The 20,850-nt window shown below is 47.5% G+C and carries 24 protein-coding genes; 5 read left to right on the plus strand and 19 right to left on the minus strand.

What is annotated here, in order from left to right:
- Positions 1-47 precede the first annotated feature (47 nt).
- Both CP943_RS19135 and CP943_RS19140 read right to left on the minus strand, forming a co-directional pair.
- A complete protein-coding gene (locus CP943_RS19135) occupies positions 48-1,667 on the minus strand; it encodes a SulP family inorganic anion transporter (protein WP_020453049.1) in 1,620 nt (539 codons plus the stop codon).
- Positions 1,668-2,267: a beta-class carbonic anhydrase gene (locus CP943_RS19140; RefSeq protein WP_020453050.1), complete on the minus strand. Its 600-nt coding sequence runs from the start codon at positions 2,265-2,267 to the stop codon at positions 1,668-1,670.
- Between the two features lie 397 nt (positions 2,268-2,664).
- On the opposite strand from CP943_RS19140, the gene CP943_RS19145 reads away from it, so the two are divergent.
- Positions 2,665-3,636 (plus strand): 2-hydroxyacid dehydrogenase, encoded by a 972-nt coding sequence (locus tag CP943_RS19145; protein WP_020453051.1) that lies wholly within the window; start codon positions 2,665-2,667, stop codon positions 3,634-3,636.
- Between the two features lie 15 nt (positions 3,637-3,651).
- Here CP943_RS19145 and CP943_RS19150 read toward each other — a convergent pair whose 3' ends face one another.
- Positions 3,652-4,251, minus strand: a complete 600-nt coding sequence (locus CP943_RS19150; protein ID WP_020453052.1) for a flavin reductase family protein — start codon at positions 4,249-4,251, stop codon at positions 3,652-3,654.
- Positions 4,252-4,339: 88 nt separating this feature from the next.
- Between CP943_RS19150 and CP943_RS19155 the strand changes: the two genes are divergently transcribed.
- The 3 genes from CP943_RS19155 (at position 4,340) to CP943_RS19165 (ending at position 6,025) form a co-directional block, all read left to right on the plus strand.
- Positions 4,340-5,035 carry an ArsR/SmtB family transcription factor gene (locus CP943_RS19155; protein WP_048350579.1) on the plus strand — a complete coding sequence of 232 codons (696 nt, stop codon included), beginning with the start codon at positions 4,340-4,342 and terminating at the stop codon, positions 5,033-5,035.
- 254 nt (positions 5,036-5,289) lie between these two features.
- Positions 5,290-5,745: a ribonuclease gene (locus CP943_RS19160; protein WP_026580150.1), complete on the plus strand. Its 456-nt coding sequence runs from the start codon at positions 5,290-5,292 to the stop codon at positions 5,743-5,745.
- Positions 5,746-5,749: 4 nt separating this feature from the next.
- Positions 5,750-6,025, plus strand: a complete 276-nt coding sequence (locus CP943_RS19165) for a barstar family protein (RefSeq protein ID WP_020453055.1) — start codon at positions 5,750-5,752, stop codon at positions 6,023-6,025.
- Positions 6,026-6,089: 64 nt separating this feature from the next.
- On the opposite strand, the gene CP943_RS19170 is transcribed toward CP943_RS19165, so the two are convergent.
- The 8 genes from CP943_RS19170 to CP943_RS19210 form a co-directional block, all read right to left on the minus strand.
- The gene (locus CP943_RS19170; RefSeq protein WP_075212701.1) at positions 6,090-6,848 is read right to left on the minus strand and encodes an arylamine N-acetyltransferase family protein; all 759 of its coding nucleotides are present in this window, start codon (positions 6,846-6,848) and stop codon (positions 6,090-6,092) included.
- Positions 6,849-6,893: 45 nt separating this feature from the next.
- Positions 6,894-7,163: an HPr family phosphocarrier protein gene (locus CP943_RS19175; RefSeq protein WP_020453057.1), complete on the minus strand. Its 270-nt coding sequence runs from the start codon at positions 7,161-7,163 to the stop codon at positions 6,894-6,896.
- A gap of 17 nt (positions 7,164-7,180) precedes the next feature.
- Entirely contained in the window at positions 7,181-8,131 is a 951-nt protein-coding gene (gene whiA / locus CP943_RS19180; protein ID WP_020453058.1) for a DNA-binding protein WhiA, read from the minus strand.
- A 28-nt stretch (positions 8,132-8,159) separates the two neighbouring features.
- Positions 8,160-9,113: a gluconeogenesis factor YvcK family protein gene (locus CP943_RS19185; RefSeq protein ID WP_023856351.1), complete on the minus strand. Its 954-nt coding sequence runs from the start codon at positions 9,111-9,113 to the stop codon at positions 8,160-8,162.
- Position 9,114: 1 nt separating this feature from the next.
- Entirely contained in the window at positions 9,115-10,002 is an 888-nt protein-coding gene (gene rapZ, locus CP943_RS19190) for an RNase adapter RapZ (protein WP_020453060.1), read from the minus strand.
- Positions 10,003-10,023: 21 nt separating this feature from the next.
- Positions 10,024-10,488: an 8-oxo-dGTP diphosphatase gene (locus CP943_RS19195; protein ID WP_026580154.1), complete on the minus strand. Its 465-nt coding sequence runs from the start codon at positions 10,486-10,488 to the stop codon at positions 10,024-10,026.
- 419 nt (positions 10,489-10,907) lie between these two features.
- A complete protein-coding gene (trxB, locus tag CP943_RS19205; RefSeq protein WP_020453061.1) occupies positions 10,908-11,858 on the minus strand; it encodes a thioredoxin-disulfide reductase in 951 nt (316 codons plus the stop codon).
- A gap of 166 nt (positions 11,859-12,024) precedes the next feature.
- Entirely contained in the window at positions 12,025-13,485 is a 1,461-nt protein-coding gene (locus CP943_RS19210) for a tetratricopeptide repeat protein (protein WP_105981248.1), read from the minus strand.
- Between the two features lie 293 nt (positions 13,486-13,778).
- On the opposite strand from CP943_RS19210, the gene CP943_RS19215 reads away from it, so the two are divergent.
- The gene (locus tag CP943_RS19215; RefSeq protein ID WP_105981249.1) at positions 13,779-14,276 is read left to right on the plus strand and encodes a GNAT family N-acetyltransferase; all 498 of its coding nucleotides are present in this window, start codon (positions 13,779-13,781) and stop codon (positions 14,274-14,276) included.
- 23 nt (positions 14,277-14,299) lie between these two features.
- Here the strand turns inward: CP943_RS19215 and hisIE are convergent, their stop codons facing one another.
- From hisIE to CP943_RS19255, 8 genes are read right to left on the minus strand one after another with little or no spacing between them, the layout of a single operon-like run.
- Complete coding sequence (gene hisIE / locus CP943_RS19220; RefSeq protein ID WP_095292126.1) at positions 14,300-14,932, minus strand: bifunctional phosphoribosyl-AMP cyclohydrolase/phosphoribosyl-ATP diphosphatase HisIE; 633 nt, start codon at positions 14,930-14,932, stop codon at positions 14,300-14,302.
- Complete coding sequence (gene hisF / locus CP943_RS19225; protein ID WP_095292124.1) at positions 14,929-15,687, minus strand: imidazole glycerol phosphate synthase subunit HisF; 759 nt, start codon at positions 15,685-15,687, stop codon at positions 14,929-14,931. The genes hisIE and hisF overlap by 4 nt, the downstream gene beginning before the upstream one ends.
- On the minus strand, positions 15,684-16,421 hold the full coding sequence (gene hisA, locus CP943_RS19230) for a 1-(5-phosphoribosyl)-5-[(5-phosphoribosylamino)methylideneamino]imidazole-4-carboxamide isomerase (protein ID WP_023856357.1): 738 nt from the start codon (positions 16,419-16,421) through the stop codon (positions 15,684-15,686). The genes hisF and hisA overlap by 4 nt, the downstream gene beginning before the upstream one ends.
- Positions 16,418-17,056, minus strand: coding sequence for an imidazole glycerol phosphate synthase subunit HisH (hisH, locus tag CP943_RS19235; RefSeq protein WP_105981250.1), 639 nt, complete (start codon positions 17,054-17,056; stop codon positions 16,418-16,420). Before hisH ends, hisA begins: the two co-directional genes overlap by 4 nt.
- Positions 17,057-17,641, minus strand: a complete 585-nt coding sequence (gene hisB / locus CP943_RS19240) for an imidazoleglycerol-phosphate dehydratase HisB (RefSeq protein ID WP_023856359.1) — start codon at positions 17,639-17,641, stop codon at positions 17,057-17,059.
- Positions 17,641-18,921 carry a histidinol dehydrogenase gene (gene hisD / locus CP943_RS19245; RefSeq protein WP_023856360.1) on the minus strand — a complete coding sequence of 427 codons (1,281 nt, stop codon included), beginning with the start codon at positions 18,919-18,921 and terminating at the stop codon, positions 17,641-17,643. Before hisD ends, hisB begins: the two co-directional genes overlap by 1 nt.
- Positions 18,918-19,559, minus strand: a complete 642-nt coding sequence (gene hisG, locus CP943_RS19250; RefSeq protein WP_095292118.1) for an ATP phosphoribosyltransferase — start codon at positions 19,557-19,559, stop codon at positions 18,918-18,920. Before hisG ends, hisD begins: the two co-directional genes overlap by 4 nt.
- Positions 19,552-20,727, minus strand: coding sequence for an ATP phosphoribosyltransferase regulatory subunit (locus CP943_RS19255; protein WP_023856362.1), 1,176 nt, complete (start codon positions 20,725-20,727; stop codon positions 19,552-19,554). The genes hisG and CP943_RS19255 overlap by 8 nt, the downstream gene beginning before the upstream one ends.
- Positions 20,728-20,850 lie beyond the last annotated feature (123 nt).

A 20,850-nucleotide genomic window follows, 5' to 3' on the forward strand; every position in this document is an offset into this window, starting at 1 on the left:
AAGCAACCGCCTGCTTCGGTCAGCCCGGAACAGGCGGTTTTCTTCAGTTATGTCACGTCAAATATTTGTTCAGGCCTGTCGACAAAATGCTTTTTGCCGATTTTATGAAACAGCCCTGTTTTATGAAGAAGCTCACGCGGCTGCTGCTGCAGCCCGACAATCATCACTTTGCCGTTTTGCTGGTGGACACGGTTGACGATCGTCATCAAGCTGCCTTCTGCGGAAGAATCCATATAGTCTACTTTGTTCATAAGCAGGATGAGGAGTTTTGGCGGGTGGCCTTTGTCCAAAATTGAATCCTCCAATGAATTCGATGAGCCGAAAAACAGCGGGCCTTCAACAGAATAGATGCTGACAGAGCGGTGGAATTTCTTTTCTTCCGCTGCAGCAGCCGACTGGACGATCGATTCAGACACATCCTTTTTAATGCGGAACGATTTGCTCATTCTGACGATAAAGGTGATGATCGCCAGCAGGATCCCGGCCGCCACCCCAAATACAAGGTCCTGCCAAACCGTTAAAAGAAATGTGACGACAAGCACGGCAGAGTCGGAATTCTTAATTTTCAAAATGTTTACAAACTCTTTCCGCTCACTCATATTCCAAGCGACCACCATTAAAATCGGCGACATGCTTGCAAGCGGGATAAGGGAAGCGTATGGCGCAAACAAAAGCAGGACCAATAAAACAAACACGCCGTGCACGATCCCTGAAATCGGAGAAGCAGCACCCGTTTTAATATTGGTTGCCGTACGGGCAATCGCGCCTGTCGCCGGAATTCCGCCGAACAGCGGTGCGGCAATGTTCGCAATCCCCTGGCCGACAAGCTCTTTATTGCTGTCATGCCTTGTTCCCTTCATATTGTCTGCCACCATCGCGGAAAGCAGCGATTCGATTCCGCCGAGCATCGCAATCGCAAGAGCGGGAGGCAGCAGGTAAATGATTTTTTCCAATGACAATTCTGGAAATTGAAAGCTCGGCAAGCTGCGCGGAATTTCGCCGTAAGCTGAGCCGATCGTTACCACCTGTTCAGGAAACAGCATCGTGGCCATGACCGTCGATACAAGCAAGCCTGCAAGCGCTCCCGGCACTTTCGGCAGAATCTTTGGCGTAAACAGCACAAAGAAGAGCGATACGACAGCCGTCAAAATGCTGTAGAAGCTGAGCGTGTTCAGGTTGATGACAACCTCTCGCATATTCATATAAAAACTCTCATGCTTCTCAACATTCCTCAAACCTAAAAACTTGGCGATTTCTCCGGTGAAAATAATCACTGCGATGCCGGCCGTAAATCCGATGATCACCGGCCGCGGAATAAACTTGATAATCTTGCCGAGTTTTAGCAGCCCTAATATGACGAGAATCACTCCGGCCATAAAACCGGCAATCAGCAGATTCTCAAATCCGTATTGGAGCACAATAGCGAACAGGATCGGAACAAAGGCGCCTGTCGGTCCGCCAATCTGGTATTTCGACCCGCCGAGAAGCGAAATCAAAATACCGGCGACAATCACTGTGTAAAGACCGTGTTCCGGTTTCACCCCCGAGGCTATGGCAAAAGCCATGCCAAGCGGAATTGCGACGACTCCAACGACCATTCCTGCTACAATATCTTTTTGAAACCGTTTAAGGCTGTATCCTTCAAATCTGCCTGAAAAACGTAACATTCAATCTATCCTCCCCATTTCCGAAAGCAAAACGTCTTCACGTGAATAACCATCTTCCACAACATCCAAACGGCCGGTCTTTGGATCAATCACCAATCCGTGCACCGGAACGTCTGAAGGCATCAGCGGATGATTCCGAACCATGTTCACGCTGTGGCTGACGCTGTCTTCAACGCTGTCAAAGCCCGTCATCCATGTGTCCAAGTCGATGCCTGAATGCTGCAGGAGTTCGAGACAGCCATCATCAATCCCCCGCTGTTTGGCCTTTTGAAGGATAGATGAAGCGTTCAGGCTTGCCATACCGCACTCATGGTGGCCGATCACGCAGACTTCTTCAGCCTGCAGCTCATAGACAGCCACAAGAATGCTGCGCATGACGCTTCCAAAAGGGTGAGAAACAACGGCCCCCGCATTCTTAATGATTTTTGCGTCTCCATTTCTTAACCCCATTGCATGATGGAGCAGTTCTAATAAACGCGTGTCCATACATGTCAAAATCACAAGTTTCTTCTCCGGAAATTTTGTCGTTTCATAAAACTCGTACCCCTTTTCCTCTACAAAAGACTGATTTCGCTTCAAAATGGAAGTTAAAATCGCCATTTCTCTCTCACTCCTTTTCATAGTCATATGACCTTGATATTGTTACAGCCGAATTATAGCACATGGTTTTTCGATTTGGATTCGAATCAAAAAATTCACTATAAATGTACTGAATATTTTAAAAAGTCTAATTTTATATCTTTCTAAAATAATAAAATCTACACTGTTCTTCACCTATAAAAATAGAACTGGAAGCAAAATAGAACATCTAATATTTGGATTTATAGTTATAAAAATGCATTAAAATAAATTAAAAAACTGAAATAAGTATCTATGATTTTCTAAACAACAATAATTGAGCTGATAGTCCTGCGTTTATTCGGAACAGACTTTGATTTTTATAGAAGCCGTTTTTCCTCTATAATAGAAGCAGATGATACGCGGAAGGAGAATGCAGATGAAACCGTTTGTATATGTCACAAAACCGGTCCCAAAAGAAATCGAAGAGATGCTCGCCGAACACTGCACATATGAAATTTGGACTTCGCGCGAGCGCATTCCCAGATCAACCCTGCTCGAAAAAATCAAGGAAGCAGACGGTCTTTTGACCTCAGGGACAAAAATCAACCGTGAATTATTATGCAATGCGCCGAAGTTAAAAATCGTCAGCAACAACTCCGTCGGCTATGACAACTTTGACATTGAAGCAATGAAAGAAAAATCGGTTATCGGCACTCACACACCATACATTCTTGACGGCACAGTCGCAGACCTCGCTTTCGGTCTGATCCTTTCCTCAGCGCGGCGAATCGCCGAGCTCGACCGCTACATCCGCGATGGAAAATGGACCAAATCAGAGGATGATGAAAGCTTGTTCGGATGCGATGTCCATCACCGGACGCTCGGCATCATCGGAATGGGACGAATCGGAGAACAAGTCGCCAAACGGGCGGCCTTGGGTTTTGATATGGAAGTGCTCTATTACAGCCGCAGCCGCAAACCCGACACAGAGAAAAAAACCGGCGCGGTTTATACGGGCTTTCATGAATTGTTAGAACGCTCGGATTTCATTGTTCTGATCACACCGCTCACAGATGAGACATACCGCCTTATCGGCGAAGCTGAATTCAAAAAAATGAAACCGTCATCCATTTTCATCAACATCTCCCGCGGCAAAACCGTTGACGAACAAGCGTTGATTCAAGCGCTGAAAGAAGGATGGATTAAAGGAGCCGGACTTGATGTATTTGAAAAGGAGCCGATTGAAAAAGACAATCCGCTCCTAAGCCTTTCCAATGTGACCCTCGTTCCCCACATTGGATCATCCACTCTTGTCACACACGTCAACATGCTGAAAAGCGCCGTCCAAAACCTGATTGACGGTCTTCAGGGCAGACAGCCAAAAGATATAGTCAAAGAACTGAGATGACGCACATTCTTACATTCAGGCCCGGAATGTTTTGCCGAGCTCGCGTCCTAAACCAAAATAGTGTCTAAAAAGATAAATTAAAGGCCCCCATTTTTGAGGATCGATGTGGTGTTCCCCTTTTATAATCGCTTCATGTGCGTGCACATGAAGCACTTTTGTTTCAATGACGGCAAAATACGGTGAATGTTCCGGAATGCGGATATTGACGGCTTCCGCTTCAATTTGAAGCGGACAATCGGCGACTCTGTCAGGTTTCACCGCCAGGGAATCTGCTGCCGTAAATCCGCCGGCTGCAAACTTTTCTTTAAGGTATGTAAAGCCGAGCCGCTTTTTTTCTTCCGGAACGCATCGTTTGCCGGTATAGGAAGCGAGCCGTTCTACATTGCTCCATAAAGATGAATCCGGCACATTGATGACACATCCGGCTTGTCTCTCTAAATTCTCCAATGCTTTGCCGCCGGTGCCGACGCCGAGTACGATCGAATCCCCAAGCGCCCAAGAAGAGGAAAGCGGGCTGAGATTCGTGGAACCGTCTTCGTTCAGCGTGCTGAGCAAAATGACGGGTGTTCCGTAGTATAAAATGCTTGGCTGAATAATTTTGCTGTTTTGATGCATATCGGTCTCCTCCTTTTATGCTTTTATTGTAATTCTCCAATATTTCAATTAACATCGAAGTATCGATTACATTTTAGGAGGAAGTGTCATGACCGTGAATCCGAATATCGCCGAGGTCGCCAAGCTTGTCACCGATCCGTCACGAGCAGCGATTTTAACCGCATTGCTTGATGACCGGTTTTATACAGCTACCGAGCTGGCCGGGTATGCGGGAATCAAACAGCAGACAGCAAGCTTTCACCTTTCCAAACTGCTTGACGCCGAAATGCTGACATGCCGGAAGCAAGGACGGCACCGCTATTACCGGCTCAAAGATGGCAAGGTTGCACAATCGCTGGAAACTCTGCTCAACATAGCCCCCCCTGCTGAAATTCGCTCTTTCCGGCAGTCAGCCGAAGATCGGGCGGTCAGAAAAGCGCGGACATGCTATGATCACTTGGCTGGATCGCTCGGCGTCACACTTGCGGAGCGGCTCGTGGAGATGGGCGTGTTGAAAGAAGAAGAGACGGCTTTTACCGTGACTGAAGCAGGAGAATTATTTTTGAAGGAACTTGGCATCGATGTTGGGGAAGTCAAAAAGAAACGGCGCTCTTTTTGCCATAAATGCCTGGATTGGAGTGAAAGGCGGCATCACATTGCCGGTGCCCTGGGCTCCGCACTGCTCGACGCTTTTATCCGCATGGGCTGGATCGAGCGGCGCCCGCGCACACGGGCCGTTGCAGTCACGCCCGCGGGCGCAAAGGAACTTTACCGCCTATTTCACATTTCCATTGAAAAGAACTGATGAAAAGCAGTTGGTTTTTTCTTCAAATCTTGACTAACATTCCGGGAGTCAAATAGGAAACCGCGGCGATCCGTTCCCGTCCTCGGGTTTCATGGAAAATTTACAATACTATAATGATTTCTGAGCATGTTTTGAGGTACAATTCAATATGATTACAGACGGAATGGAAATGAGGAAATGCGGCTGTTCAATCCCATGAAGGCACATTCTTCATGTTTATGCTATAAAGTCTAAAGATGGGGAGGACTTTATCCGTGAAAAAAATATTATCCACACTTGCGCTTGGGATTGTTCTCGCGCTCGGCTTTCTGGCGGGGAACCTTTTTACAAGCTCAGCTGAAGGGCCGCATGCAGAAAAAGGCAGCACCGTTCAGTCAAATGAGGTCATTAATACGTTTGAAGGTGTTGCCGACTATATCGTGAAATACGGCAGGCTGCCTGACAACTTCATCACAAAAGCCGAAGCGGCAAAATTAGGGTGGGACCCGCAAAAAGGCAATCTCGCAGAAGTAGCGCCTGGAAAAAGCATCGGCGGCGATATCTTTCAAAACAGAGAAAAATTGCTTCCAGATGCGGCCGGACGCGTATGGAGAGAAGCCGACATCAACTATACATCGGGATTCCGGGGGTCAGACCGGATCGTCTATTCCAACGACAGACTGGTTTATAAAACAACTGACCACTATAAAACGTTTACGAGAATGAGATGATCATATGAAACAAGTCACTTTAAACGGAGACAAGATCACGAGCGTATCAGACCTTCACCAAACATTAAAAGAACAGCTGGAGCTTCCGGACTACTATGGCGAAAACCTTGACGCGCTGTGGGATTGTCTGACCGGCTGGGTCGGCATGCCTTTGCTGATCGAGTGGAAGAATATCGAAAAAAGCCGGATTTACTTGGGCGATCAAGCCGAAGCATATTTGCAGCTTTTTCGCGAAGCCGAAGAAACACTGGACGGCTTTCAGCTGAAAACAGAAGGATAAAACAGAAAACGAGCGGGCGCTGCAGACAGGCGTCCGCTTATTTTAATTGATGCACAGTGGTGCTTCAGTCAAAAAAGGCTTGAACGAAAATGGTCTGGAAATCTCCGGCGTTCACATCTTCTTTCGTCAAACCGCTTCCGGTTTGCTTTGTGAAGTGATCCTTCGACAAAATTAACTTTCCGTCCTTTGTCAGCTTGGAAGCGAGCGGGTTTTTATTAAAGGGAGACGCTTCCTCATCGAAAATCGCATCCCGCACGCACGCAAGCGCCGCTTCATCGATTGGCGTCAGCGAAAATGCGTAGCCGGTCTGCCACCCCTCTCCCTTATCCATTTCAAGAAGGTAATCTCCTTTATCTGTCTTTGTTTTCCTGATACGGTAAGCTCCTGTTTTTGAGGTGATGGGTTCACCTGAGAACGGAACGGGGGCAAGCGGCAGGTTGATGCCGAATCCAGTATCAAGCAAATAGGTTTCATCGCTTTCCCGCAGAATAACGGCGACATGCGTTCCCGTCAGCGCCCACGCCTGTTCTTTTGGATTAAAAACCGTCCCGCGAACCATGTGTACGGAAAAGCCGAGCTCAGTCAGCACATGGTAAAGAAAGGCGTTCAAATCATAGCATAAACCGCCCCTTTTATTGTTCAGCAAGGCTTCCGTCAGCCCTGTTTTCGTCATCGAAATCCGTTCGTTTCTTAAAACCGCGCCATTTTCAAAAGGAAACTGTAAAGCCAGCAGCGATAAAAATTCGGGCAAGTCAGCAAATGTCACCTGCTGACCGGGCTTGTATCCAATCCTTTTAAACAGCGAATCAAGCATCGTCGTCATCGGTTATTCTCCTTCCGCTTTGAATCGATGAGAAAAAGCCAAACCTCATAAAGGTTTAGCTTTTTTCTCTTGAACATATGCAGTCAATGCAGCAAGAGCATCTTGCTCATCGGAACCGTCGGCGATCAGCGTGACTTCCGATCCGGAGCTGACAGCTAGGCTCATCAGCCCCATGATGCTTTTGGCATTCACTTTTTTATCTCCCTTTTCCAGAAAAATATCTGATTGAAAACGGTTGGCTTCTTGAACAAACAATGCCGCCGGGCGCGCTTGAAGCCCCGTTTTCAAAAGAATTTCCACTTTTTGTTGAACCATACGATCTCCCCCATTCCCTATTTTAAAGAGACAGATTGTCCTGAACGCAGCTGCTCAGCTATTTCATCCAGTTTCCTAAGCCTGTGATTGATGCCCGATTTGCTGATTTTTCCGCTCGACACCATTTCCCCGAGTTCCTTTAAGGTTACTTCCTGATAATCGATGCGGAGCTGGGCGATTTCCCTCAGCTTTTCCGGTAGCGCATCAAGCCCGATTCTTTCGTCGATCAGCTTAATGTTTTCCACCTGCCGCAGAGAAGCGCCGATCGTTTTGTTTAGATTGGCTGTCTCGCAATTGACGAGCCGGTTAACCGAGTTTCTCATATCGCGCACGATCCGGACGTCTTCAAAGCGGAGCAGCGAATTATGCGCGCCGATCACATTCAAAAACTCGGTAATTTTTTCAGCTTCCTTCAGATACGTGATGTATCCTTTTTTCCGCTCAAGCGTTTTGCTGTTTAAATGAAACTGATTCATGAGCCTGCACAATGAATCATTATGCTCTTTATACAGCGAAAAAATTTCGAGGTGGTAAGAAGATGTCTCGGGATTATTGACAGAACCCCCGGCTAAAAAAGCCCCTCTCATATAAGAACGTTTGCAGCAACGTTTTTTGACCAAGTCTTCCGAGATGTTTCTGGCAATGACAAAGTTGTCTCCGAGTATTTTCAGGTCCTCAAGAATCAGCTTGGCATTTTCGATCAGGCGTACGATGTAGACATTGTTTTTTTTCAGTCTCATTTTCTTTCGAACGAGCAGTTCAACGGAAACATCGTATTGTTTCTTCAGCAATGTGTAAATTCTTCTGGCGATGGCCGCGTTCTCGGTCTGGACGTCGAGAACCACTTTTCGGTTTGAGAAAGACAATGAACCGTTCATCCGAATGAGGGCAGAGAGCTCTGCTTTCGCGCAGCAATCTTTTACTTCAAGGTTTGTAAGTTCTTTTTTCGTTTCCGATGCAAATGACATATTATGGACACCCCCATTCCCAGGCCTGCTATTCTTTTAACAAATCAACAAGTAGCGAAGCGACTTTATGTGTATCATGACGGATCACGCCATTCTCGTATGTCACAATCTGATCTTTGATGACCTCAAGCCCCATCGCAGACAGATCATCAATGTTAAACTGGACGGGCTGTGCCTGCTCCTTCGCATAGCGTTCCCGGATATCGTCCGGGATTTCCTCATTGTTGACGAGGATCGTATCGATAAACGGACCGCCCATATGCTGGTTAAGCGCTTTTACATGATCAGCTGCACTGTAGTACAGCGTTTCTCCCGGCTGGGTCATCACATTGCAAATATAAACTTTTTTTGCCGGGGCGTTTAATATTTCTTCCCTTATCTTCGGAACGAGAAGATTCGGCAAGATGCTCGTATACAGGCTTCCCGGGCCGAGAAGAATCAGGTCGGCGCCGCGGATTACATCAATCGTTTCCGGAACGGGTTCGATTTTTTCAGGTGTTAAAAACACCCGTTTAATCCGCTTACCGTAAGACGGTATCGTCGATTCCCCTGATATGATCTGTCCGTCATCCATTTCCGCATGAAGGACAACACTGGTATTGGCCGCGGGCAGAACCCTTCCCCTCACATTTAAAACTTTGCTCATTTCAGTGACGGCGTGAAAGAAATCACCGGTTATATTCGTCATCGCCGCCAAAATCAAATTTCCCAATGAATGGCCGATTAAATCGCCGCCTTTAGAGAAGCGGTGCTGGAACAGATCTTCAACAAGCGGTTCAACATCAGACAGTGCAGCGAGCACATTTCTGATGTCCCCCGGAGGGGGAATTTTAAGCTCATCGCGCAGCCTCCCCGAGCTTCCGCCGTCATCTGCGACCGTCACAATCGCCGTAATGTCAACCGGATGTTGCTTCAATCCTCTGAGCAATACCGAAAGGCCTGTTCCTCCGCCAAAAATTGCGATTTTTTTCTGATCTGCCATGCTATTTTCTGCTTTTCTTCTCGATGTCCCGGTGAGTAACATGAGTATAGTAGTCCTTTTTATAATAATCGGCAAGGTATTCAGCAAGCGTCACCGAGCGATGCTGTCCGCCTGTGCAGCCAATCGCGATGACTAGCTGGCTTTTACCTTCGCGCTTATATGACGGAAGCATAAAGCTCAGCAGCTCGGTCAGTTTTTCAAGAAACTTTTGTGTTTCGTTCCATTTCATCACATACGAAGATACTTCCTGATCTTTTCCCGTCAACGGCCTCATGCTGTCGATATAGTACGGATTCGGAAGAAACCTTACGTCGAACACTAGATCCGCATCGATCGGTAATCCGTATTTAAACCCGAATGACATTACATTCACTGTAAAGGTATGTCCATGATCTGCCGCAAAATGCTGGACAATTTTTTCGCGCAAGTCCCTCGGTTTCATATCGGATGTATCATAAATGATTTGAGAGCGGCCTTTCAACTCTTCGAGAAGCTCCCGTTCCGTTCGGATACCCTCAAGCGGCAGGCCAGTTGTCGCAAGGGGGTGGGACCTTCTTGTCTCTTTATATCTTGAAACGAGAACCAAATCCTTGGCATCTAAAAATAAAATTCGCGGGGTAATCCAGGATGTTTCCCCAATCTCGTCAAGCGCTTCAATCAAGCTGTCAAAAAACTCGCGGCCGCGCAAATCCATAACAAGGGCAACTTTGCTCATTTTTGAACTTGATTCCTTCATCAGCTCCAAAAATTTCGGCAGCAAAGATGGCGGCAGATTATCGACACAGAAAAAACCGAGATCCTCAAAGCTTTGAATCGCCACTGTTTTTCCTGCCCCTGACATTCCGGTTATGATCACAAGCTGTATATCATGGCCTCCATTCGCATTCATGCTTCTCTCCCCCTCTTATGTTTATTCGCCTTGCGGGTCGAGGCGATAGGACAGCAATTCAAAGTCAGGCGTATACGTAAAGGTGCCGTGAAGCAGTCCTTTGCCTTTCAGCATAAAATCCAGAATATGGACGTCTCCCGGCGCCATCGGCAGGCTCCCGACGTCTGCCGCCTGATGCCACTCGATGATGCCTTCTTCCGATTCTTCTACATGTTTGCCTGTATAATGATCGGCGACGAATGTGAACATCATCCATTCAGATACGACCTGATCATTTTCTTTTATGATAAAGGTGAATATCCCTTTCAGCTGCGGGTTCAGCACATACAAGCCCGTCTCTTCGCGGTATTCCCTGATGACGGCGTCCCTGACGGTTTCCCCGCTTTCCATTTTGCCGCCGGGGGCTACCCACCAGCCTCGTCTGGGCTTTTGCAGCAACAGGACTTTATCACCTGAAGTCAGCACACAATTCGTCACTCTTTGCAAAGTCTGTCACCCATCCTTTTAGTCCTTCAATTCTTTTTTCTATTATACCGCTTCCTGTCCCGGCTCACAATGAACATGCAGTTCCGCCGCGAAAATCGCTTTTTTCCGGACTGCTTTAAAGCTTTTCCCGGGTAAAACTTAAAGAAACGGCTTTTCAGCGAATGGAAGCGCTTGCGAAAACCGTTCTTTCATTCTATTTTACAGCAAAAATAGACGTTTCAATATTGAAATTTGAACAACTTGTGAAATTTGCAAAAATTTATCTTCGTGGAAAAATAAAACAAAAAAAGGACACGGATAAGATCATCCGTGCCAATAAAATTCATTATAAAAGGGGGTCAATTACTATACCCATCATAACGAATAATTGTTTCACTGGTGTTACAGGGCGGTTAAATCATGATGACGATAAAAATACGTTATTTTACAGCCTTTTCTTTCTCTTTCAGCTCTTCGATATAGTGCTGAACGCTCTGTGCGGCAATGCTTCCGTCGCCTGTTGCCGTTACGATTTGGCGAAGGGTTTTCTCGCGGATATCGCCCGCTGCAAAAATACCTTCGACTTTTGTTTCCATCTGTTCATTTGTCACGATGTAGCCCTCTTCATTTGTAATGCCGAGGTTTTTGAACGGCTCTGAAAGCGGCAGCATGCCGATGTAGATAAAGACGCCGTCAGTCCGGAACTCTTCTTCTTCGCCTGTGACCGTATCGACCAGCGTTACTTTACCGACCTTTCCGTCTTTTTCATGAATTTCCTTGACCGTCTTGTTCCAGAGAAAGTCGACTTTTTCGTTGTCAAACGCGCGCGCCTGTAGGATGCTTTGCGCTCTCAGCTTATCGCGGCGGTGGACGATCGTGACTTTCGAAGCGAAACGGGTTAAGTACACGCCTTCTTCAACAGCGGAGTCCCCTCCTCCGACAACGACGAGCTCTTTGTTTTTAAAGAATGCGCCGTCACAAACCGCACAATAAGATACACCGCGGCCGCCAAGCTCTTTTTCGCCAGGTACGCCGAGCTTCTTATATTCGGCGCCTGCTGTGATGATGACCGCACGCGCTTTAAATTCTTTTGATCCCGCTTTGACGATCTTGTAGTCTCCTTCATCGACGACTTCTTTTATATCGCCATACGCATACTCAGCGCCGAACTTTTTCGCATGTTCAAACATTTTATTTGAAAGCTCTGGTCCCAGAATGCTTTCAAATCCCGGATAGTTTTCGACATCCTCCGTATTGGCCATCTGTCCGCCCGGAACGCCTCTTTCAACCATCAAAGTCGACAGGTTCGCCCTTGACGTATAAACGGCTGCCGTCATTCCCGCAGGACCTGCTCCGATAATAATGACGTCATACATCTTTTCTTCTGACACAATGTTCACTCCTTCATGAATCTTATGCTGTCAAGCAGTCCATTTCTGTTAAATAAGATTCCCTTCTTATATCTTCCTTACCCATATCCTATAAAATATCATGAATAATCGCTATTTTTTTGCTCACATAATAAAACAGGCTGAACAGTGAAGTTCACACCTGTTTCTATAGATGTTCTTTTAATGTACGTTCATACTTTGAAAGCGTTCCGGGCGAGATATGGAAGATTTTTGCGGTTTCAGCTTTTGTCAGCCGCTCCTGATGCTCGGTCTTCCAAATGTAATAGATCGCCGCGGCAAGCCCGCCGGCATTTTTCAGCTGAAGGCCGTAAGCCCTGATCTGCTGAATGACATGAAAAATCCAAAAGCACATGGCCTCCTGTTCCATCGCTGACTGATCCGCTTGTTCAATCGCTTTCGCAGTTCTGTAAGCAAGAAGTGCGTCTTTTGAATCAACGGCTGCACTGCTTTCCCCGTAAAGCACAAGCCTGACAAACTGATCTTCAAACGGCGTTTTTGCCATCTGTGAATCAAGCACCGCTTTCAGCTGGGCTTTTTCCCCTTTTCTTCCGCTGATATAGTACGCGGCAAGGCGCTCCTCAAGCGGCCGCTGGACAGGTTTCTTTTCCTTCCGTTCTTTCCACGGCTCCATGCGGGCGTCATCCGGATACTCTTCCTGCATCTTTTTCCATACAGACCGGGCAAATTGAGCGCGGCCGGTGTAGTAAGCTGAGCAGGCGAGCCAGTAATAAAAGGTCTCATCCCCTTCAAATCCCATGCGGTAGAGTGATTTCAGCCATTTATAGCCGAGATCGTATCTGCCGACGAGGGACAGCGTGGCGCCGAGCTTATACCTTTGCTCAAACAGCATCGGATAAACATTGGAAAGCTGTTCGGAAAGCGCCTCGACCTTATCGTCCCGTCGTTCATAGTGATAAAAAATAAGAAGATTGCAAAGCGCATGCAGGTTTCCATGGCTTTTTTCCAAGACCGTAAAAATCGTCGTTTTGGCTTTCTGAATGTCTCCGGCATAAAAATATGCCAGTGCAAGGTTGTTGTAAGCTGACCAAAACTCTGGGTAATCGGAAGTGATTTCTTCAAGCATCACGATCGATTCTTGAAGCTGTCCATTTTCCAGCAGTGATTTCGCCCGATCCTGTTTCAGAATCAAGTCGTCCTGATCGAACTGCGAATAGCCCTCATCTTCCTCTCCCATATCCAATAAATCAAGGAGCTCCGCATTTTCCTCGCTGAACTCGCCGTCCGGGTCTTCTTTTAAATAAGTCTCCGCTGCTTTATAGGCTTCGTGAAAAAGGCCGAGGTGCGCATAGTTGTTGGCTTTAAAATAATAACATTCAGTCATTTTTTCGTTGATGTTCGTCAGGATAAAGTCCAAAAGTTCATTTGATTGCTGGTAAAATCCCATTTCAGTGTAAATAACAGCAAGTTGGGACAGCATTCCTGTGTTTTCCGGTTCAAGAAAAATCGCTCTCTGAATGAGCTTGCTTGCGCGGGATAAATTGCGTTCTCTATATGCTTTGAGCCCTTTATGATAAAAATATTGCCCATCTTGGAACAGTTGGACAATTCTCGAATCTTTATGGTGTTCAGAAGTGTACTTTCCCACAGATACCCTCCATTTCAAACTATATACCGTGAGTAGTATAACATAGTTTCCAGCAGGCTTAATAGGCCAAAAACAAGTTTCGAGAAAATTCTCTTCATTTTCCACATATGGTTTTTTCACCATTTTATTCCTGACGTTTGGAGCACTGGAGCGCATAGGGCTTTCAGAAGGTTCAAGGTAGGTTTTATATCGGAAGTAGCTTTTTATTTTAACCAGGGCAAAATCTTTTTTTAGCACTAGATAGTGACGAATATACGTTCCCATTGTATGATCATAGAAAGGGGGTTCATCATGTGAAAAAAAGCGGATCAATACAATTGAAGCATTTCTCGGAAGAACATTCAGCTGCGCTTCTCGAATTCAAGCTTCCTGAAGAACAGCATCGATTTACCGCGTTGCCGAAAGAGGTTTTAAAACAGACGGACGGTCAGTTTCCAATCGTAATTTTAAGCGAAGGCGAACCCGTCGGATTTTTTATCCTGCATGCGACCGAGAGGGTAAAAGACTATGCGGACAACCCGGACGCCATGCTGTTAACGGCGCTATCCATCGACAGAAAGCACCAGGGAAAAGGTTTTGCAAAAGAAGGAATGCTCAAGCTTCCTGAGTTTGTCGCCAAGGAGTTCACCCATTGTCATGAAATCGTGCTGGTTGTGAACGTGAAAAACACCGCGGCCCAGCACCTGTATGTGAAAGCCGGATTTGCAGACACAGGGGAAAGAAAAATGGGGCCGATCGGAGAGCAAATCGTAATGAAATTAAATACGGGAAAACACCCAAAAGGCAGTTAGCTTTTTGGGTGTAAGCAATGCGCTTATGATTCAGAGCCTTCATGGCGCTCTTTCAGGACGCCAAGCACATCATCAAGCGGCAGGGACTGCTCCCTCAACAAAACGAGCAGATGGTAAAGAAGGTCAGCCGCTTCCCATCTCAGCTCTTCAGAATCCCGGTTTTTTGCAGCGATAATGACTTCCGCCGCTTCTTCGCCAACCTTCTTCAAAATCTTGTCAACGCCTTCACGGAACAAATATGTCGTATATGCGCCTTCAGGCATTTCAGCCTGCCGTTTAGCAATCACCGTTTCAAGTTCATTGATGATGTCAAAGCGGCCGCCATCAGTCTGTCTGATATGTTCGCCGGGCGAAAAACAGCTGTAGCTTCCTGTATGACAGGCCGGTCCCGCCGGTTCGACCAGCACGATGAGCGCATCCTGATCACAGTCAAGCCTGATGTCTATCACACGCTGAATGTTTCCTGACGTCGCTCCCTTAAGCCAGAGCTCTCCTCGCGATCTGCTGAAAAACCATGTCTCCTTCGTTTCCAGCGTTTTTTCAAACGATTCTTTGTTCATATAAGCAAGTGTCAGCACTTCCTTGCTCGCTGCATCCTGGACAATCGCCGGGATCAAGCCGGCTTCATTAAATGTCAACTCGTCTGCCTTGATCATCTTACATTCACCCCGCGCTCTTTTAAATAAGCTTTTACTTCTTTTACAGATGTTTCTTTGTAATGAAAGATAGATGCGGCAAGAGCCGCGTCCGCCCGCCCTTCTGCAAATGTATCATACATGTGGCCCGCATGACCTGCGCCTCCGGATGCAATGACGGGGACTGAAACAGCTTCTGACACAAGCTTTGTGAGCCTGCAGTCAAATCCGTTCTTTTCTCCGTCTGCATCCATGCTTGTCAGCAGGATTTCACCGGCTCCCCGCTGAACGGCTTCCTTCGCCCATGAGACGGTCTCAAGGTCCGTCTTTTTACGTCCGCCGTGTGTATAAACATAATACTGATCAGCTTCCGGATCGAATTTTGCATCAATCGCGACGACAATGCATTGAGAACCGAAAAAGTCAGCGCCTTCCGTTATCAGCTCCGGACGGAGAACGGCAGCCGTATTAACGGAAACTTTGTCGGCGCCGGCCCGCAGGATCGTTTTCATATCATCCAAACGATTGATGCCGCCGCCGACGGTAAATGGGATCGCCAGCTTGGCCGCCACTCTTTCAACGACGTCAACCATCGTTTTTCTCCCCTCGTGGGATGCCGAGATATCGAGAAAAACAAGCTCATCGGCGCCTTCACGATCATATACTTCAGCCAGCTCAACGGGATCGCCGGCATCTTTCAATTCAACAAACTGCACACCTTTGACAACGCGGCCGTCTTTTACGTCCAAACACGGGATAATTCGTTTTGTGATCACTTTGCCGCCACCCTTTCAAGCGCTTCAGCCACGGTAAATTGATTGGTATACAGCGCTTTTCCGACAATGGCGCCAGAGACGCCTTCCACAGTCCGGGAAGCGAGCGCCTCAAGATCGGCGAGAGAGCTGACACCGCCGGAGGCAATGACTTGTTTGCCGGTTGCCCTGGCAAGCTCCACTGTACTGCTGATATTCGGTCCTGACAGCATTCCGTCAGTCGCAATGTCGGTAAAGATAAAAACTTCCGCACCTTCATTCGCAAGCTCGCGGCCAAGCTCTTCCGCTCTAACGGAGGAGGTCTCAAGCCATCCTTCAGTCGAAACAAATCCGTCTCTTGCGTCAAGACCGATTGCGATATGCCGGCCGTAAGCTTTCAGCATGTTTTTGACAAACTCGGGATTTGATACGGCCGAGCTGCCTAGGATCACCCTTTCAACACCTTGCGACAAGTAGTCATACACGTCTTTTTCGGTCCTGATGCCGCCGCCGACTTGCACTTTAACGTTGAGCTCATCAGCAATGCTTATGACGTGTCTGTCGTTCACTTTTTTGCCTTCTCTTGCCCCGTCCAAATCGACAAGATGAATCCAGTCTGCCCCCGCTTCAGCAAACCGGGAGGCCATATCCAGAGGGGAATGACCGTAAATCGTTTCTTTTTCATAATCTCCCTGGATGAGCCTGACGCATTTGCCGTTTCTCATGTCAATGGCAGGGTATACAGTAAACTCGCTCATTTTTTCACCTTCTGTTCTTGTGTAAGCTGCTTGAAACGCTTTAAGATCGACATGCCGACCGCACTGCTTTTTTCCGGATGAAACTGGGCGCCGTATACATTGCCAAAACCGACGACAGCAGGCACACGCACACCGTATTCGGCGCTGGCAAGCAAAGCTTCCTCTTCGATTCCGCAGACATAATACGAATGAACGAAATACGCATACCCTTCTTTCGTCTTTGGTAAAAGCGGAGAGTGGCGGTGGACCGTGAGAAGATTCCAGCCCATGTGAGGCACTTTTAAGCGATCTCCCGCTTGGTCACGGTCTTTCAGTTTAACGATTTTTCCTTTCAAAAGGCCGAGTCCTTTTGACGCCCCGCGTTCTTCGCTTTCTTCAAATAACAGCTGCATACCGAGGCATATGCCGAGAAGAGGTTTTCCTTCACTTACGGCATTTTGAATAAATGTTTTCAGGCCGGTCTGGCTTAAAGTCTCCATCGCATCCCGAAAAGCGCCGACTCCCGGAAGGATATAGCTATCCGCTTTCTTAAGTTCATCCGGATGCTCGGAGACGAAATAAGGGGCATCAATCCGTTCAATCGCTTTAGAGACGCTGTACAGGTTTCCCATTCCGTAATCTATGACACCGATCATTTACAGCATTCCTTTCGTTGACGGAATTCCTTTAACCCGCGGATCGATCAATGTCGCTTCATCAAGCGCACGTCCCAGCGCTTTAAAAATCGCCTCGATCATGTGGTGAGTATTCGTACCGTAATGAACGATGACATGAAGATTCATTCGCGCTTCCAGCGCAAACTTCCACAAAAATTCATGGACAAGCTCTGTATCAAAGGTTCCGACTTTCCGGCTCGGGAATTCGGCTCTGAACTCGAGGTGCGGCCTGTTGCTCAGATCAATCGCAACCTGGGCGAGAGCTTCATCCATCGGCACTATGCTCGAACCGTAGCGTTTGATTCCTTGTTTATCTCCGAGCGCTTCCAAAAGCGCCTGTCCGAGACAAATTCCGATATCTTCCGTCGTATGGTGGTCGTCGATTTCAACATCGCCTTTCGCTTCAACTGAAAGGTCAAACTGCCCGTGTTTTGTAAATAAATCGAGCATATGCGTCATAAACGGGACATCCGTTTGAATATCCGCTTTCCCTTCTCCGTCAATATGAAAGGATAATTTAATATCAGTTTCATTGGTTTTTCTTGCCCGTTCGGCTTTTCTCATCAGTCTTCCTCCCGGTTTCTGGATTCAATTGCTCTTGCATGGGCTTCAAGCCCTTCCAATCTAGCAAAGGCCGCAATGCTCTCGGCATTTTCGCGGAATGCATCCCTGCTGTAGGAAATGATGCTGGAGCGCTTTTGGAAGTCGTTCACATTTAGCGGGCTTGAAAATCTGGCTGTGCCGTTAGTCGGCAGAACATGATTAGGGCCCGCAAAATAATCTCCCACCGGCTCTGAACTGTAGCGGCCCAGGAAAATGGCGCCCGCGTGTTTGATTTGTCCGAGCAGGGCGTCAGGCTGAGCTGTTAAAATTTCCAAATGTTCAGGAGCGAGCTCATTGATGACGGAAACAGCTTCATGCATCGTCTTTGTAACATAGATCAAACCGTGGTTGTCAATCGACTGCCGTGTAATCTCTTTTCTTGGAAGATGTTCGAGCTGTTCGTAAACCTCTTTTAAAACAGATTCGGCAAGCGGCTTTGAGTCGGTGACAAGAATGCTCGCTGCCATCGCATCATGCTCAGCCTGTGAAAGTAGATCAGCAGCGATTTCCCGGTAGTTTGCCGTACTATCAGCGAGAATGGCGATTTCACTTGGGCCCGCGATCATATCAATATCAACCTGGCCGAATACTTCCCGTTTAGCCAAGGCGACATAAATATTTCCAGGTCCTGTGATTTTATCGACGGGGGAAATGGTTTCTGTTCCGTAAGCCAATGCGGCAATCGCCTGAGCGCCGCCCATTTTGTAAATCTCTGTGACGCCAAGCTCAGCCGCAGCCGCCAGTACTCCCGCCGACAATTTGCCGTCTTTTCCCGGAGGTGAGGCAAGGGCGATGCGATCGACACCGGCAACAAGCGCCGGAATAACATTCATCAGAACGGATGATGGGTAAGCAGCCGTTCCGCCGGGCACGTACACTCCCGCTGAATCCAGGGGCGTAATTTTCTGGCCGAGCATCGTTCCGTCCTTGCGGTGGTAAAACCATGATGATGCGAGCTGCCGCTCATGATATTCTTTAATGTTAAAAATCGCCGCCCGAATAATCTCGAGATCACGTTCATTGAGCGTGATGTATGCTTCCTTGATTTCCTCTTCAGAAACGCGAAAGTCGGCCACATCCGCTCCGTCAAATTGTCTTGTAAATGCGGAAACAGCTGAATTCCCGCACTTTTTCACTTCATCGATAATGCCGCGGACCGCTTTTCTTTGCTCTTCCGTTCCGGCGTCAATAGTGCGCTTTAGGGAAACCGACGTATTTCCGCTGATGGTTTTGATCTTCATTTTACTTTTTCCCCTTCCACAATAAGAGAAAGTTTTGAAGCCATTTCATCGATGATTGCGTCTTTCATTCGGTAGCTGACAGGATTTACGATGAAACGTGACGTGATGTCGCAAATTTTTTCGGTTTCAACCAGCCCGTTTTCCCTTAAAGTCTGTCCTGTTGATACGATATCAACGATTCGGCCGGCAAGTCCGATTAAGGGAGCGAGTTCAATCGAACCGTTGAGCTTGATGATTTCCACTTGTTCTCCCTGCTCCCTGAAGTAGCTTGACGCGACATTTGGATACTTGGTCGCAACCCGGGGCGCAACGTTGTCGGCCGCCGTCTCTGGCAGGCCGGCTACGGCAAGACGGCATTTGCTGATGTTTAAATCAAGAACCTCGTAGACATCGCGTTCTTCTTCCAGCAGCACATCTTTGCCGGCGATTCCGACATCGGCCACCCCGTGCTCGACATATGTTGTGACATCCATCGGCTTGGCGAGGATAAAGCGAAGGTTCTCTTCAGGCACCTGAATGATCAGTTTTCTCGAATCATCGAATTCTTCAGGGAGCTGATAGCCTGCTTTTCGAAGCATATCGGCAGCTTCTTCAAATATCCGCCCTTTCGGCATCGCAATCGTCAATTCCTTACCCATGCTTCTCTTCCTTTCTGGCCCCGATAAAATAGGTCACGTTTTGAAAAGACTTTGTCATTTGGTCAATATCTCCGATTCCCGCTAAGTCCTGTATAACGACTTTTTTGCCCTTTCTTCGCTCTTCTTCGGCAAATTTGATCGCCTCTTTTCTTTGTTCCGTGCTGAAGATGACGACATCGATTTTTTCTTGCTCTTCCGCCGGCTTCAATGCTTCTAGCAGCCTGTCAGTCCTGATGCCGAAACCGGTTGCCGGAGCGGGTGAGTCGAAGCGGCCGAGAAGCTGGTCGTATCTGCCACCGTTTCCGATCGGAAAGCCGACGTTTTCAGCATAGATTTCAAACAAAACACCCGTATAGTAGCTCATATGGCTGACCATGCCTAAATCAAGTTTAATGTCGTCCGTGCAACCATAGTCGCCGAGTGTCTCCCAAAGCGTCTTCAGTTCTGAAACCGCGCGTTTTCCTTTTTCAGAATCGATGATCGATGCCGCCTTGCCGCACGTTTCAATACCGCCTCTCAGCTCCAAAAGCTCGAGCAGCCTGCTTTTATCAATTGAGGATAAATTGAGGGATTTTACATGCTCCCGGTAGCCGACATAGTTCTTTTCGTATAAATAGCGCCGCAGGACATGAGCCCTTTCTTCATTTCCTAAAACCTCCACAAACAAAGCATCTGAAATTCCGACATGGCCGATCGAGATTTTAAATGAAGTCAGGCCGGCATTTTTAAGCGAAAAAATGACGAGTGCAATCACTTCTGCGTCAGCGCTTGTAGATCCATCGCCGATCAGTTCGACGCCGACTTGCTCAAATTCGGCGGCACGTCCGCCTTCACGTTCCTGTGCCCTGAACACATTTGCAGCATAGCCCACTCTAAGCGGGTGATCATCTTTATGAAGCTTTGAGGCCGCCACCCTTGCGATCGGGGCCGTCATATCAGGTCTTAACACGAGCGTCTGCCCCTCCTGATCAAGGAGTTTAAATAACTGCTGATCCAATATGGCCGACTGCACACCGACCGTATCATAAAATTCAAGGGCCGGTGTCTCCATGAACTGATACCCCCACAAAGCCATCACCTCTGTTAATGAAGAGCGCACCTTTTTCTTTGTTTCGTAAAGCACAGGCAGCGTATCCCGCATGCCATGCGGTTTTTCAAACATAAACATCTACACTTGCACCCCCATAACTGTTTGAAGGAAAATTCCGAATCCTTTAGTTCGCTAATATGATAATATGCTAACAGATAAAAGAATCAAAATCAACAGCCGCTCTTAAAATAGACTACGGAC

It is taken from the genome of Bacillus paralicheniformis (assembly GCF_002993925.1).
Taxonomy (GTDB): domain Bacteria; phylum Bacillota; class Bacilli; order Bacillales; family Bacillaceae; genus Bacillus; species Bacillus paralicheniformis.

Coding starts and splice junctions, on each gene's coding strand:
- CP943_RS19135 (WP_020453049.1), bottom strand. CDS start 1,667: ATGTTACGTTTTTCAGGCAGATTTGAAGGATACAGCCTTAAACGGTTT.
- CP943_RS19140 (WP_020453050.1), bottom strand. CDS start 2,267: ATGGCGATTTTAACTTCCATTTTGAAGCGAAATCAGTCTTTTGTAGAG.
- CP943_RS19145 (WP_020453051.1), top strand. CDS start 2,665: ATGAAACCGTTTGTATATGTCACAAAACCGGTCCCAAAAGAAATCGAA.
- CP943_RS19150 (WP_020453052.1), bottom strand. CDS start 4,251: ATGCATCAAAACAGCAAAATTATTCAGCCAAGCATTTTATACTACGGA.
- CP943_RS19155 (WP_048350579.1), top strand. CDS start 4,340: ATGACCGTGAATCCGAATATCGCCGAGGTCGCCAAGCTTGTCACCGAT.
- CP943_RS19165 (WP_020453055.1), top strand. CDS start 5,750: ATGAAACAAGTCACTTTAAACGGAGACAAGATCACGAGCGTATCAGAC.
- CP943_RS19170 (WP_075212701.1), bottom strand. CDS start 6,848: ATGACGACGATGCTTGATTCGCTGTTTAAAAGGATTGGATACAAGCCC.
- CP943_RS19175 (WP_020453057.1), bottom strand. CDS start 7,163: ATGGTTCAACAAAAAGTGGAAATTCTTTTGAAAACGGGGCTTCAAGCG.
- whiA (WP_020453058.1), bottom strand. CDS start 8,131: ATGTCATTTGCATCGGAAACGAAAAAAGAACTTACAAACCTTGAAGTA.
- CP943_RS19185 (WP_023856351.1), bottom strand. CDS start 9,113: ATGGCAGATCAGAAAAAAATCGCAATTTTTGGCGGAGGAACAGGCCTT.
- rapZ (WP_020453060.1), bottom strand. CDS start 10,002: ATGAATGCGAATGGAGGCCATGATATACAGCTTGTGATCATAACCGGA.
- hisIE (WP_095292126.1), bottom strand. CDS start 14,932: ATGATCAAGGCAGACGAGTTGACATTTAATGAAGCCGGCTTGATCCCG.
- hisA (WP_023856357.1), bottom strand. CDS start 16,421: ATGAGCGAGTTTACTGTATACCCTGCCATTGACATGAGAAACGGCAAA.
- hisH (WP_105981250.1), bottom strand. CDS start 17,056: ATGATCGGTGTCATAGATTACGGAATGGGAAACCTGTACAGCGTCTCT.
- hisB (WP_023856359.1), bottom strand. CDS start 17,641: ATGAGAAAAGCCGAACGGGCAAGAAAAACCAATGAAACTGATATTAAA.
- hisD (WP_023856360.1), bottom strand. CDS start 18,921: ATGAAGATCAAAACCATCAGCGGAAATACGTCGGTTTCCCTAAAGCGC.
- hisG (WP_095292118.1), bottom strand. CDS start 19,559: ATGGGTAAGGAATTGACGATTGCGATGCCGAAAGGGCGGATATTTGAA.
- CP943_RS19255 (WP_023856362.1), bottom strand. CDS start 20,727: ATGTTTATGTTTGAAAAACCGCATGGCATGCGGGATACGCTGCCTGTG.